Origin of the sequence: Janibacter alkaliphilus, assembly GCF_013408565.1 — a bacterium.
GTDB lineage: Bacteria > Actinomycetota > Actinomycetes > Actinomycetales > Dermatophilaceae > Janibacter > Janibacter alkaliphilus.
On the sequence record NZ_JACBZX010000001.1, the window covers coordinates 1,546,611 to 1,559,318 of the forward strand.

Here is a 12,708-nt window from a genome sequence, read left to right on the forward strand (position 1 = left end):
GACGCGCAGCCTACGGGCGGCGTCGGCCGCGGCGGTGGCGCTGGTGGTGCCTCTCGAGCAGCTCGCCGGCCATGAGCAGCCCGGCCTCTCGTTCGGGCTGGACGATCCGGGTGACGCCGAGGCGGGAGAGGATCTCGGTGTGCTGGTCCGACCCCGACTTCGCCCAGATCTTGCGGACCCCGAGGGAGGTCAGCGAGGTGACGATGAGCATCGAGGCCTGCACGTCGGTCATCCCGACGACGACGAGGGTCTCGGGGGTGATGCCCAGCTGCTCCAGGGTCTCCGGGTCGCGGGCCTGGGCGACGGCGAGGTGGCGGATGTCGTCGGCCAGGGACTGCACCAGCCGGGGGTCGGTGTCCACCCCGAGCACCCGGCGGCCCTGCTCCTCCAGCCGGACGGCCAGGGCGCTGCCGAAGCGCCCCAGCCCGATGACGGCGACGTCGTACCTAGCCAACGGTGACCCTCTCCTCCGGGACCTCGAAGCGGCGGGGCCGGGTGCGCAGCGCCAGCGCCGCGCCCAGCGTGATCGGCCCGAGCCGCCCGAGGAACATCAGCGCGATGACGACGAGCTCGGCCGCGGGGGGCAGCTCGGTGGTCAGGCCGGTGGACATGCCTACGGTGGCGAAGGCGGAGACCGCCTCGAAGAGCACCTCGTCGAGCGTGGCGTTGGTCAGCACGAGCAGCGCTCCGGTGGCCACCACGACCACGGCCACCGACAGCAGGGCCACACTCAGGGCGCTGCGCTGGATGCTCGCCGGCAGCCGACGGTGGAAGGTGCGGACCGTCGGCTCGCCCCGCAGCTCGGCCCAGATGACGAACCCCAGGACGGCGAAGGTGGTGATCTTCAGGCCCCCGGCCGTGCCGGCGCTGCCGCCGCCGATGAACATCAGCACGTCCAGGGCGAGCAGCGACTCCGGGTGCAGGTCGCCGATCGGGACGCTGTTGAAGCCGGCGGTGCGTGCGGCCACGGACTGGAAGGTCGCGGTCAGCAGCCGGGCGCCGGGGTCGAGGGCGCCGAGGGTGCGGGGGTTGTGCCACTCGAAGAGTGCCAGGACGAGGGCGCCGACGACCCACAGCACGACCGATCCCCAGACCGTGATCATCACGTGCACCGACCACTGACCGGGTCGTAGCAGGCGGCGTCGCAGGTGCCACAGCACGGGGAAGCCGAGCCCGCCGAGCATCACCGCCACCATGAGCGGCACGCACACCCAGGGGTCGGCGGCGTAGGGGGTGATGCTGTCCTCGCGCAGCCCGAAGCCGGCGTTGTTGTAGGCCGAGATCGAGTGGAAGACGCCGCTGTAGGCCGCCTCGCCCGGGGAGAGGTCGTATCGGGTGGCCAGCCGGACGGCGAGGCTGGCTGCCACGAGCACCTGGACAGCCGCGCTGATCCGGGTGATCGTGACGATCACCTCACGCACCTCTTCCCGCGGGATCGCGCGGGACTCGGCGCTGCTCAGGGCCGCGGAGGCGGCGCCGAGCCGGCGCCCGACGGCGAGCAGCAGCAGCGAGGCGGCGGTCATCACGCCCAGCCCGCCGATCTCGATGAGGACGAGGATGACCACCTCACCGAAGGCGGACCAGTGGGTGGCGGTGTCCACGGTGACCAGCCCGGTGACGCAGGTGGCCGAGGTCGAGGTGAAGAGGGCGGTGATCAGGTCGGTGCGCTGACCGGGCTCGGCGGCGACCGGCAGCGCCAGCAGCACGGTGCCGACCGCGATGACCCCGGCGAAACCCAGCATGACGGTGCGTGCCGGGTTGGCGACGAGCCGGTTGAGCAGGTGCGAGTTGACCGCGCGGGGGTGACCCACAGCCGCTGACTCTAGACCTGTCCGGTCGCGGTCGTGCGCGGGCGGTCAGTCCAGGTCGAGCGCGTCACGGAAGGAGGCGAGCAGCTCCTCGGAGAAGAGCACGAAGCGGACGAGCAGCAGGGTCTCCGGCGTGTGCTCGTGGACGGTCTCGGCGGCGGCCCGCGCCACCTCCTCCCGGCCCCAGCCGAAGATGCCGGCGCTGATCGCGGGCAGGGCGACGGTGCGGGCCCCCACCTCGGCAGCCACTCCGAGGCTGGTCCGGAAGGCGGAGGCGAGCAGGGCCGGGTCGTCCTGGCCGGCGCGCCGGTCGGGGCCGACGGTGTGGATCACCCAGCGGGCGGGCAGGCCGTGGCCGCCGGTGGCCACCGCCTGGCCGGTCGGCAGCCCGTCGGGCAGCCGGGTGCGGCGCAGCTCGCGGCACTCGGCGAGCAGGCGCGGTCCGGCGGCGCGGTGGATCGCGCCGTCGACGCCGCCCCCGCCGAGCAGCGCCGTGCTCGCCGCGTTGACGATCGCGTCGACCCGCTGCGTGGTGATGTCGCCGCGGACCGCCTCGATGGTGGCCATCGTCTGCTCCCTTCGTCCGTCTGCTGGTCTGCCCTGCGTCGTGCGCGCGACGCTATCGCCCTCCCGCCTGTGGCAGGATGCGACGAGCGGAGGAGCGGAGGTGGCGATGAGGGTCGGGCTGCTGACCACCTGCCTGGGGGACGCGATGTTCCCCGAGGCGCCGCGGGCCACGGTGCGGCTGCTGCGCCGGCTCGGGGTGGACGTCGAGGTGCCCGAGGCCCAGACGTGCTGCGGTCAGCCGATGGTCAACACCGGCTACCTCGACGAGGCGGTGCCGGCGCTGCGCACCTTCGCCGAGGCCTTCGACGGCTACGACGCGGTGGTCGTGCCGTCCGGCTCGTGCGCCGGGTCGGTGCGTCACCAGCACCGGCTGGTGGCCGAGCGCTCCGGCGACCCGGCGCTGCGGGCGGCGGTGGCACGGACCGGTCCGGTGACCTACGAGCTGTCCGAGCTGCTCGTCGACGTGCTCGGGGTGATCGACGTCGGCGCCCACTTCCCGCACCGGGTGACCTACCACCCGACGTGCCACTCGCTGCGGATGCTGCGGGTCGGCGATCGCCCGTGGCGGCTGCTGCAGGCGGTGCGCAGCATCGACCTCGTCGAGCTGCCGATGGCTGCCGAGTGCTGCGGCTTCGGCGGGACCTTCGCGGTGAAGAACGCCGACGTCTCGGTGGCGATGGGCGCCGACAAGGCGCGGCACGTGCGCGAGACCGGGGCCGAGGTGCTCGTCGCCGGGGACGCCTCCTGCCTCATGCACATCGGTGGGCTGCTCTCCCGGCAGCGCAGCGGGGTGCGCACCATGCACCTGGCCGAGGTGCTCGCCTCGACCGCGGACGAGCCGGCCGGAGCAGTCCGGTGAGCGCCACCTTCCTCGGCATCCCGCCCTTCCCGCAGGCGGCGAAGGGGGCGCTCGCCGACACCCAGCAGCGGCGCAACCTCACGCACGCCACGTCCACGATCCGCGCCAAGCGGGCGGACGTCGTCGCCGAGGTGGCGGACTGGGAGGACCTGCGGGTGCAGGCGGCCGCGGTCAAGGACGAGACGCTGACCCACCTCGAGGAGCACCTGGTCCGGCTGGAGGCGGAGCTGACCGCGCGCGGGGCGGTGGTGCACTGGGCCCGGGACGCCGAGGAGGCGTGCCGGGTCGTCGCCGAGGTCGCCCGCCGGCACGAGGTCGACGAGCTGGTCAAGGTCAAGTCGATGGCCACCCAGGAGATCGGGCTCAACGACGCGCTGGCGAGCGAGGGGATCGCCGCCTGGGAGACCGATCTGGCCGAGCTCATCGTCCAGCTCGGCGACGACCTGCCCAGCCACATCCTCGTCCCGGCGATCCACCGCGGGCGGGCCGAGATCCGGGAGATCTTCCGGGAGCGGATGGCCGCGGCGGGGCGGCCCGCGCCGGACGACCTCAGCGACGAGCCGGCCGAGCTGGCCGCGGCGGCCCGGCAGCACCTGCGGGAGAAGTTCCTGCGGGCACGGATGGCGGTCTCCGGGGCCAACTTCGCCGTCGCCGACAGCGGGACGCTCGTCGTCGTGGAGTCCGAGGGCAACGGACGGATGTGCCTCACCCTGCCCGAGGTGCTCGTCTCGGTGGTGGGCATCGAGAAGGTGGTGCCCACCTGGGGCGACCTCGACCTCTTCCTGCAGCTGCTGCCGCGCTCCTCGACCGGCGAGCGGATGAACCCCTACACCTCGACGTGGTCCGGCATCACCCCCGGCGACGGGCCGCAGGAGGTGCACGTCGTGCTGCTGGACAACGGGCGCACCAGGGCGCTGGCCGACGAGGTGGGGCGGCAGGCGCTGCGCTGCATCCGCTGCTCGGCCTGCCTCAACGTCTGCCCGGTCTACGAGCGGGTCGGCGGGCACGCGTACGGGTCGGTCTACCCGGGGCCGATCGGCGCGATCCTCAACCCGCTGATGCGTGGCGTGGGCACGCCGGAGGTGGACGCGCTGCCCTACGCCTCGACGCTGTGCGGGGCGTGCGGCGACGTGTGCCCGGTGGCCATCGAGATCCCGGACGTGCTGGTGCACCTGAGGACGAAGGTCGTGGACGCGCACCGGGACGACGCGGTGCCGAAGCCCGAGGCGGTGGCGATGGCGGCGACCGGGTGGGCCTTCGGGGATGCGCGGCGGCTGGGGCTGGGGGAGCGGGTCTCCGGGCTGGCCGGGCGGGTGCTGGGTGGGGGGCTGCTGAGTGGGGGAATCCTTGGTGGGCGCGCGGGGCGGGGGATGCCCGGGGGGCGACGGGCGCTGTCCTGGTTGCCCTTCCCCGGGTCGCGATGGACCGGAGCGCGTGACCTGCCAGTGCCGCCAGGGGAGTCGTTCCGGCAGTGGTGGCGGCGCGAGGGTCGCCCGTGAACGCGCGGGACGAGGTGCTCGCGTCGGTGCGGGCCGCGCTCGGTGGGCGGGAGCGGCCGCAGGTGCCGGTGGACCGTGGCTATCGGCAGCGGACGGTGGGCGCGGCGGGCACGAGGCCGGCCGGGTCGGCGCCGACGACGCCAGCCGAGCTCGTGGACCTCTTCGCCGACCGGGTGGCTGACTACCGGGCGGAGGTGGTGCGGTGCGCCGAGGCGGAGCTGGGGGAGGCCGTGGCCGTCCAGCTGGCGGGTGTGACGCGGGTCGTGGTGCCTGCGGGGCTGGGCATCGACCTGGCGGTCGGGTCGGACGTCGAGGTGCTGGCCGACGACGGGCTATCCCGCGCCGACCTGGACGCGACCGGTGCGGTGGTGACGACCGCGACGGTGGGCATCGCCGAGACCGGGACGATCGTCCTGGACCACGGGCCGGGCCAGGGGCGGCGGGCCCTGACGCTGCTGCCCGACCGGCACGTCTGCGTGGTGCGTGAGGACCAGGTCGTGGTCGGTGTGGTCGAGGCGGTGGCGGCGCTGGACCCGGCCCGCCCGCAGACATGGATCAGCGGTCCGTCGGCCACCAGCGACATCGAGCTGAGCCGGGTCGAAGGGGTGCACGGCCCCCGCGACCTGCGGGTCGTGGTCGTGGGGGCGTAGCGGAGCAGGTCTGGGGCAGAGGCCGGCTCGGCGTGGGCCGCTCGACGCGCGAAGCGGGCAGAACTCTGCTTGTCTGTCGCCACCAGGGTCGCCGGGCGCGCTTGCCCCGGGGTCGTCGCGGTCGATCGAAGGGTGCCGATGAGCCAGGTGGATCAGGTCACGTTCTTCCGGCGACCCGGCTGCCTGCTGTGGGGGTTCTTCCTCGTCGTCGGACTGTGCAGCGCCTCCTGGCTCGCCCAGTGGATGCAGGAGCAGGGATGGGTGGGCGACGGTCTGCTCCAGTCGCTGGCGATCATGGTGATCACGCTGCTCGTCGCCTTCGGCCTGGCCCGGCTCTTCCGAGAGCTGACGAGCCGGACGCGGCGGGTGTGCCCGCACTGCGGGGTGGTCACCGACCCCACCTTCCGCGTCTGCCGCTCGTGCGGCCGGGTGAAGTGACCCGTGCTCGGGCGCGGTGCCGCATCGCCCCGAGAGTCGCTGGGGCCACCCTTCGACGACGTCGCATCCCCTCAACTTGGTCCCAGCTCCTCAGGCTGCAACCTGAGCGGACACAACTGCCTAAGGGGTTGCGGACATGGGAGGGCCGGGGAGTAGGGAAGGGGTGCCCCCGGCAGGATTCGAACCTGCGACACCTTCTTTAGGAGAGAAGTGCTCTTCCCCTGAGCTACGAGGGCGGGCCCACCCGCAGATGGGCGGCTCCAAGGGTACGGGGTGGGTGCCGACCGGGTCCCACGTGTCGACTCGCGCTGCAGCCCGGCGGGGCCGAGGGCCCGGTTCCCCGGCATCACCGTCTGTGCCGGGAGGCCAGGGCGCGAGCTGCAGCGCGGCGGGACGCTCTTGCGCACCAGCTCCTGGAAGGCAGCGGTCATCGCCAGCCACGCACCCCACCGCCCAGCATGCCCCTCGTCCCGGCCTGGCGGAGCGCCGGGCGTTGTTAGCCTTCAGCCGTGACGACCGCCGCCGAGCCACCCGCCTCCTCCGGCTCCCCGGTGGCTGCCGCGAGCGCCGACTGGCGCCGCGAGCTCATGGAGCTCGGCGGCCCCAACACCCTCATCTGGCCGGCCCGCGACCCGGACATCCTCGACCTCACCCGCGCCCACCCCGGCGGCGTCGCCATGCTGCTGGCCGGGCGCGAGGTCCGCCTCAGCGACCTCGTCCGCGAGCCGGACACGCTGCACCGCCTGCAGCGCAAGGCCGTCCGGCTCGCCGCGCACGCCGAGGAGATCGCCCAGGAGCACGGGGTGCACACCTGCTTCCTCTCCATGGGCACCGCCACCTGGGCCGTCCCCGGGCAGGACGAGCGCCCGGTCGCGCCGGTCATCCTGCGACGGGCCCGGCTGCGTCGCCTGCCCGGCGGCACCGACTTCGCCCTCGACCTCGACCAGCGGGTGCAGCTCAACCCCGCCCTGACCACCTACATCAGCCGGGCGCTGCGCCGCGACCTCGACGCCGACGCGCTCATCGCCCGCGGTTGGCGGGGCAGCGGCTTCAACCCCGAGCCGATCTACGCCGCGCTGCGCCGGGACTGCGCCGACCTGCCCGAGCTGCGCATCGAGCGCCGCCTGCTCGTCGCCACCCACCCCTACGGCAAGGCCGAGGCGCTGGCCGACCTCACCGCCACCGCGACCAAGGACGACCCGCCGGCCGCGCTCACCGCACTTGCCGGCGGCCCCCCGATCGCGCCCCGCGAGCGGAACGTCGCCACCAGCGCCCGGCACGCCGTCCTCGACCTGCCGCTGGAGCAGCAGCGGGTGCTGGACCGGGCCACCGCCGGCGAGGACCTCTACGTCGAGGCCGCTCCCGGCACCGACCCCGAGGGACTGGTCGCCGCCGTCCTCATCGAGGCCGCCCGGACCTCGCAGCGGGTGCTGCTGCTCACCGAGAAGCCCGCCGTCGTCGACACCGTCCGTGCCCGGCTCGCCACCGTCGGCCTCGCCGGGCTGCTCGGCCATGTCGACGACCCGGCCGCTGAGGTCGACCCGCGGGTCATCACCGAGCGCTGGCCCGCCGTCGAGACGCCCTCCGCCCCCGCCGCCCGCACCACCACCGAGGCCGAAGGGGTGACCGCGCACGTCCGCGCGATCCACGCCGTCCGGGAGCCCTGGGGGGTCAGCGTCGCCGACGCGCACGACGCCATCGTCGCGCTCGCCAGCCACCGCCCGGCGCCGCGCTCCCGGGTGCGGCTGAGCGAGGACGTCCTCGCCGCCACCGACCAGGCCGGTCGGCAGCGGATCGCTGAGCGGCTCACCGCGCTCGCCCGCGAGCAGGCCTGGCGCCCGGAGAAGGCCGACGAACCGTGGATCGGCGCCCGCCTGGACACCGACGACGAGGTGGACGAGGCGCTGGCCGCGGTGCAGCGGCTGCGCAGCGGCTCGCTGGACGACCTGCGGCGGGTGGTCCGCGAGGTCTTCGCCGACGTCGCCGAGCCGCGCGGGGTCACCCCCGGCGAGCACGGCACCTTCCTCGCCCAGATCGAGAAGGTGCGCGACACCCTCGAGGTCTTCCGCTCCGAGATCTTCGACACCCCGCTCGAGCCGATGCTGCAGGCCACCTCCGACGGCGGCGACCTCGGTCTGCTCGAGCGCCGTCGGCTGCGCGCCCAGGCCCGCGCGATGCTGCGCCCCGGTCGGCCGCCGACCGACCTCAACGCCGCGCTGCGCGCCGCCGACGCCCAGCGTCGCTCCTGGTCCCGGCTCACCGGCGGCGGTGGCCGCCCCCGCATCCCCGCGGACATCGACCGGGCGCACCACGCCTACGAGCGGGTCTACGCCGACCTCACCCACCTCTCGGCCGTCCTCGGCGACACCACCGAGGGCGGGGAGCTGCTGGCCACGCCATGGGACGAGCTCGAGGAGCGGCTGGCCCGGCTGGCCCGCGACGAGGAAGGCGCCAGGACCGTGCCACGGGTGACCCCGCAGGTCGACGCGCTGCGCGCCGACGGGCTCGGCCCGCTGCTGGACGACCTCGTCGAGCGTCGCGTCCCGGCCGGGGCGGTCGCCGACGAGGTGGACTTCGTCTGGTGGATGTCGGTGCGCGACCACGTGGCCGGCCTCGACCCCGACTACGGGCAGGCCCGCGGCACGCAGCTCGAGGGGGCGCTGACCGCCTTCGCCGACGTCGACCGGGACCGGGTGCGGCGCAACGCCGCCGAGATGGTGGCGCGGCAGCGAGGCCGCTTCCGCGAGCTCGCCCTCTCTCGGCGTGAGGTAGCCCGGGACGTCGCCGACGTCGCCGACGGACGGCGCGGCGGACCCGCCTGGCGGGGAGCCTTCGCCCGGTGGGGTGCGCTGCTGCACGCGGCGGCCCCGGCCTGGGCGATGAGCCCGTCGGTGGTCGGCCAGGTGCTGCCGGCGGCCGAGCGCGTCGACCTCGTGGTGATCGCCGACGCCTCGCGCACCACCCTCGCGCGGTGCGCGGCCGCGATCGCCCGGGGCCACCGCGTGCTGATCGTCGGTGACCGGGCCGGGCTTCCGCCGGCCTCGTGGACCGCCGACGCCGGGGTGCACGCCCCGACCGCGCCCGGCCGCTCGATCGCCGACGCGGCTGCCGAGGCCCTGCCGACCGTGGAGCTGCGCGAGGTGCCGGGCACCCGGCCGCCGCTGCCGGTCGCCGGGATCGGTGGAGACCGCGGCGGCCTCACCCCGACGCCGGTGCCGGTGCTGCCGCGCCCGCCCGGCCTGGTGCTCGTCGACGGACGGGCCGCGCTGGACGAGCGCACCGGCACGGTGGCGACCACCCCGGCCGAGGTCGAGGCCGTCCTGACGCAGGTGCGTGACCGGCTGCGCCGTGGCGCCCGGTCCCTGGGGGTGCTGACCTTCTCCGACGCGCACGCGGCCGCGGTGACCACGGCGCTGGCCACGGCCGCAGCGGGCGACGCCGAGCTCGCGGCGGGTCTGGACGCGCTGGCGGAGCCGCTGCTGGTCCGGACGGCCCGTCGCTGGCAGGGCGAAGGGCGGGACGAGGTCGTCGTCAGCGTCGGCTACGGCCGCACCACCCAGGGGCGGCCCACGACCCGGCTCGGCGAGATCGGCGGCCCGGTGGGCGACCGGCTGGTGCGGCTCGCCGCGACCCGGGCCCGCCGGTGGGCGGTCTGGGTGAGCGCGCTGTCGGCGAAGGACGTCGCGGCCGCTGAGGGTGAGCGCGCCGGTGTCGAGGCGCTGCGCGGGGTGCTCGACGAGCTCGCCGGCGACCCGGAGACCGCTCCCTGGCCGTCGGCGGCGAAGCCGGACGGGGAGCCGACGCTGATCGCCGACATGGTCGCTCGGCTGCGCGCCGACCACCTCGCCGTGCGCACCGACCTCGACCTGCGCGAGCACCCGGTGGCCTTCGTCGTCGCCGACCCCGAGGACGGGGGCCGCTTCACCCTGGCCGTGGACATCGACGGGCCGCCCGCGGACGACCTGGCGGCGGCACGCGAGCACGGTCGACGCCGTCAGGAACGGCTCGAGGAGCTGGGCTGGGCCTACCTGCGGCTGTGGTCGACCGAGGTCTATGCCGACCCGGCGCGGCAGGAGGCCCGGATCGCGCACGCGATGCGTGCCGCCCGGCAGGCGCGGGACGACGCGTGAGCGGGGCGGACGTGCCAGACCCGGAGACGGTGGGGTCGGAGTCGGTGGGCGCCGACTCCCCAGGCGCTGGTGGCGAGGAGCGCGTCGAGCCAGCCGCGAGACGGGTGGTGCGTCGTCGACCCGAGCAGAGTCGGGACGACACCGACCGTGGCTGGGGCGAGCGGGTCGACGAGGACGAGCACGATCGGTGGCTGCGCGAGCAGCGCCCGCCGCACTGGGACTAGCCGGAGGACGGGCGGGGACGCCCTGCGCTGCAGGGTCGCGCCCCGGACCACGGTGCCCTGACGACAGACGACGGCCCGGCCACCCACGTGGGGTGACCGGGCCGTCGGTTCGTCAGACGGGTGCGCGGCGCGGCCGTGCCCCCTTCCCGACGTCAGGTCAGGCGTTGCCGCGGCCCGCGCGCAGCTCGTCGCGGATCTCGCGCAGGATCTCGGCCTGCTCGTCGGTGGTCTCCTCGTCCTCCTGGACGAAGCGCTCGCGCATCGCCTGGTAGGGCTTCACGACGCCGAAGTAGACGATGCCGGCCATCATGATGAAGGCGATGACGGCATTGATGAACGGGCCGACGTTGATCTCGGCGATGGTGATGCTGCCGATCTCCGGCGGGCCGCCGAAGAGCTTGCTGATGACCGCGGTCAGCAGCTCGGTGAACGCGGTGACGACCGCGGCGAACGCGGTCGCGATGATCAGACCGACGGCAATCTCGACGAGATTGCCGCGCATGAGGAAGTCCTTGAAACCCTTCATGGGCGTGTCCTTTGGTTCGGGGAGACATGGGGGCGCGCGCCATCGCGCGACGAAGAATCTTCTTGCACTTTCACTCATCGCGCAAGTCGAAACGCATCGGGGCAGCGACGTTCGTGCTCCGGGGACAGTTCTGATCCGGGCGCGGTCAGACGCTGCACGCTGACGTCGCAGGTCAGGGCGCTGCGGGTCCGCCCAGGGTCACGGACGCAGGGCCAGCACGAATCCTGTCGTCGCGTCCTCCCCGAGGGCCTCGACCAGCGATCCGGCGTCGGCGCTCGGCACGGCGACCACCGCCTGCGGGGTGCTCGTCGACGGTGCGAGCCCGTCCTCGCTCGGCGGGTCGGCGGCCACGACCAGCGCGTCGCGGACCACCGGCTCGGCGCTCCCGCCGCGGTAGACGTCCACCCGCTCACCCGGCGAGACGTCCGTCGGGCCCAGCAACGGCAGCGAGACCGCCCGGTCGCCGTCCTCGGCGTCGGCGAGCAGCCCGGCGCCGGTGCCGCGCGCGGCGGTGAGCACCTCGCCGCTGCGGATCGGCACGCTGGCCCGGCTGCCGACGAGGTCGGTGGGATCCTCCAGCGCTCCGGCGACCGGTTCGCCGCGCGTCTCGGTCAGGCGCAGGTGCTCGGCGCGGATCGGCTCGCCCGCGGCGACGTCGCTGGTGGCGACGACCACCTTCGCCCCGCTGGCCGGGCCCCGGGCCGCGGCGACGGCGACCTGCAGGGCGGTCAGCAGCAGGACTACGGCCAGCAGTCGGCGCAGCACCACCCGCCGCCAGGCGGCCCGGCGGGAGGGTCCGAGCAGACCGGGCAGCTGGTCGGCGAGCGAGGTACGAGCCATGCCGCCGACGCTAGGTCCGCGGCGCGCCCGCCGCCGGTGTCGTCAGGAGGTGGTGGAGGAGGAGGCCGAGGCCCCCGAGCCTGTGGACGAGCCGCTGCCGGAGGAGCCCGAGCCGTTCGACGACGTGGACGAGCTGCTCGAGCTCTCCGACGACGAGCCGGTGCTCGATGAGCTGTCCGAGGACCCGCCGCCGGAGCTGCTGGAGTCGCCCGAGGAGGCGCTCGTGGCGCCCTTGCCGTCGGTGCGGGAGTCGTTGCGGTAGAAGCCGCCGCCCTTGAAGACGACGCCGACCGCGTTGTAGAGCTTGCGCAGCCGACCCCCGCACGTGGGGCACTCGGTCAGCGAGTCGTCGCTGAAGGACTGCACGATGTCGAAGGCGGTGCCGCACTCGGTGCACCTGTACGAATAGGTAGGCATCTCGCGGGTCATCATAGGCGGCGCGGCAGAGCCGCCGAGGCGGACCGTCCGGTCCCGCCGGTCAGTCGTGCCCGGAGCCACCCTCGTCAGCGGTGCCGCTGCCGACGGTCACCGAACCGTCGGCGCTGATCACCCGACCCACCGGCACGTCGTGCGGCTCCCGCGGCAGCGGCGCCTCGTCCTCGCCGCGCAGCTCACCCGGGTGCAGCAGCACGACGACAGGAGTGCCGGGCCGCAGCCGGGGGAAGACCCGGTCGTAGCTCCCGCCGCCCTGCCCGAGGCGCGTCCCGGCGACGTCCACCGCCAGCCCCGGGGCGATGACGAGGTCGGCCGAGGCCGGGCTGTCGGTGCCTCGCGGGAGGCTGTCGGTGTCGGTGAGGTCGCGCCAGTCGAGATCGAGCCAAGGGAGGGTGATCGGGACGAGCACACGGTGCCCGGCGGCGAGCAGCCGCTCGTTGAGCCGCCCGGTCGGCGGTTCGTGGGGGAGGGAGACGTAGGAGAGCACGACCATCCGCTCGTGGTCGTGGTCGTGGTCGTGGTCGTGGTCGTGAGCCCGCCGCGCGCTGGCCGTCGCCTCGGCGAGACCGAGGACATGGTCCGCCAGCGAGCGTGCGTCGGTATCCAGGTCGCGCCCGGCGACGAGGGCCCGGCGGTGGGCGCGCAGCGCCCGGCGCAGCTCACCCTTCGCGTGCGCGGCGTCACCCTCGGAGGGCGGCGTCCGTCGCCCGTCACCGTCCATCGGCTCATCGT

Annotated in this window: 13 protein-coding genes and 1 tRNA gene; 6 read left to right on the plus strand and 8 right to left on the minus strand. The window is 74.7% G+C overall.

Going from position 1 to position 12,708, the window contains the following annotated elements; genetic code table 11:
- Positions 1-10 precede the first annotated feature (10 nt).
- Genes BJY28_RS07510 through BJY28_RS07520 form a run of 3 tightly spaced genes read right to left on the minus strand, consistent with a single transcriptional unit; the run spans position 11 to position 2,375 of the window.
- Complete coding sequence (locus BJY28_RS07510) at positions 11-454, minus strand: potassium channel family protein (RefSeq protein WP_179462465.1); 444 nt, start codon at positions 452-454, stop codon at positions 11-13.
- Entirely contained in the window at positions 447-1,811 is a 1,365-nt protein-coding gene (locus tag BJY28_RS07515) for a TrkH family potassium uptake protein (RefSeq protein ID WP_343037009.1), read from the minus strand. The genes BJY28_RS07510 and BJY28_RS07515 overlap by 8 nt, the downstream gene beginning before the upstream one ends.
- Before the next feature lie 45 nt (positions 1,812-1,856).
- Positions 1,857-2,375 (minus strand): O-acetyl-ADP-ribose deacetylase, encoded by a 519-nt coding sequence (locus BJY28_RS07520; RefSeq protein ID WP_179462466.1) that lies wholly within the window; start codon positions 2,373-2,375, stop codon positions 1,857-1,859.
- A gap of 106 nt (positions 2,376-2,481) precedes the next feature.
- On the opposite strand from BJY28_RS07520, the gene BJY28_RS07525 reads away from it, so the two are divergent.
- From BJY28_RS07525 to BJY28_RS07540, 4 genes are all read left to right on the plus strand, one after another.
- Positions 2,482-3,234 (plus strand): (Fe-S)-binding protein, encoded by a 753-nt coding sequence (locus tag BJY28_RS07525; protein ID WP_179463999.1) that lies wholly within the window; start codon positions 2,482-2,484, stop codon positions 3,232-3,234.
- On the plus strand, positions 3,231-4,733 hold the full coding sequence (locus tag BJY28_RS07530) for an LUD domain-containing protein (RefSeq protein WP_179462467.1): 1,503 nt from the start codon (positions 3,231-3,233) through the stop codon (positions 4,731-4,733). The genes BJY28_RS07525 and BJY28_RS07530 overlap by 4 nt, the downstream gene beginning before the upstream one ends.
- On the plus strand, positions 4,730-5,383 hold the full coding sequence (locus BJY28_RS07535) for an LUD domain-containing protein (RefSeq protein ID WP_179462468.1): 654 nt from the start codon (positions 4,730-4,732) through the stop codon (positions 5,381-5,383). The genes BJY28_RS07530 and BJY28_RS07535 overlap by 4 nt, the downstream gene beginning before the upstream one ends.
- A 138-nt stretch (positions 5,384-5,521) precedes the next feature.
- On the plus strand, positions 5,522-5,821 hold the full coding sequence (locus BJY28_RS07540; protein ID WP_179462469.1) for a hypothetical protein: 300 nt from the start codon (positions 5,522-5,524) through the stop codon (positions 5,819-5,821).
- 164 nt (positions 5,822-5,985) lie between these two features.
- Here BJY28_RS07540 and BJY28_RS07545 read toward each other — a convergent pair.
- A tRNA-Arg gene (locus BJY28_RS07545) sits at positions 5,986-6,057 on the minus strand.
- Between the two features lie 273 nt (positions 6,058-6,330).
- Between BJY28_RS07545 and BJY28_RS07550 the strand changes: the two genes are divergently transcribed.
- Complete coding sequence (locus tag BJY28_RS07550; RefSeq protein ID WP_179462470.1) at positions 6,331-9,951, plus strand: DUF4011 domain-containing protein; 3,621 nt, start codon at positions 6,331-6,333, stop codon at positions 9,949-9,951.
- The gene (locus tag BJY28_RS07555; RefSeq protein ID WP_179461186.1) at positions 9,948-10,175 is read left to right on the plus strand and encodes a hypothetical protein; all 228 of its coding nucleotides are present in this window, start codon (positions 9,948-9,950) and stop codon (positions 10,173-10,175) included. The genes BJY28_RS07550 and BJY28_RS07555 overlap by 4 nt, the downstream gene beginning before the upstream one ends.
- 157 nt (positions 10,176-10,332) lie before the next feature.
- On the opposite strand, the gene BJY28_RS07560 is transcribed toward BJY28_RS07555, so the two are convergent.
- From BJY28_RS07560 to BJY28_RS07575, 4 genes are all read right to left on the minus strand, one after another.
- A complete protein-coding gene (locus BJY28_RS07560; RefSeq protein WP_179462471.1) occupies positions 10,333-10,701 on the minus strand; it encodes an MscL family protein in 369 nt (122 codons plus the stop codon).
- Between the two features lie 198 nt (positions 10,702-10,899).
- The gene (locus tag BJY28_RS07565; RefSeq protein ID WP_179462472.1) at positions 10,900-11,541 is read right to left on the minus strand and encodes an SAF domain-containing protein; all 642 of its coding nucleotides are present in this window, start codon (positions 11,539-11,541) and stop codon (positions 10,900-10,902) included.
- A 42-nt stretch (positions 11,542-11,583) separates the two neighbouring features.
- Positions 11,584-11,958 carry an FmdB family zinc ribbon protein gene (locus tag BJY28_RS07570; RefSeq protein ID WP_179462473.1) on the minus strand — a complete coding sequence of 125 codons (375 nt, stop codon included), beginning with the start codon at positions 11,956-11,958 and terminating at the stop codon, positions 11,584-11,586.
- A gap of 61 nt (positions 11,959-12,019) precedes the next feature.
- Complete coding sequence (locus BJY28_RS07575) at positions 12,020-12,697, minus strand: 5-formyltetrahydrofolate cyclo-ligase (RefSeq protein WP_179462474.1); 678 nt, start codon at positions 12,695-12,697, stop codon at positions 12,020-12,022.
- Between the last annotated feature and the right edge of the window lie 11 nt (positions 12,698-12,708).

Coding starts and splice junctions, on each gene's coding strand:
- BJY28_RS07520 (WP_179462466.1), bottom strand. CDS start 2,375: ATGGCCACCATCGAGGCGGTCCGCGGCGACATCACCACGCAGCGGGTC.
- BJY28_RS07525 (WP_179463999.1), top strand. CDS start 2,482: ATGAGGGTCGGGCTGCTGACCACCTGCCTGGGGGACGCGATGTTCCCC.
- BJY28_RS07540 (WP_179462469.1), top strand. CDS start 5,522: ATGAGCCAGGTGGATCAGGTCACGTTCTTCCGGCGACCCGGCTGCCTG.
- BJY28_RS07560 (WP_179462471.1), bottom strand. CDS start 10,701: ATGAAGGGTTTCAAGGACTTCCTCATGCGCGGCAATCTCGTCGAGATT.
- BJY28_RS07565 (WP_179462472.1), bottom strand. CDS start 11,541: ATGGCTCGTACCTCGCTCGCCGACCAGCTGCCCGGTCTGCTCGGACCC.
- BJY28_RS07570 (WP_179462473.1), bottom strand. CDS start 11,958: ATGCCTACCTATTCGTACAGGTGCACCGAGTGCGGCACCGCCTTCGAC.
- BJY28_RS07575 (WP_179462474.1), bottom strand. CDS start 12,697: ATGGACGGTGACGGGCGACGGACGCCGCCCTCCGAGGGTGACGCCGCG.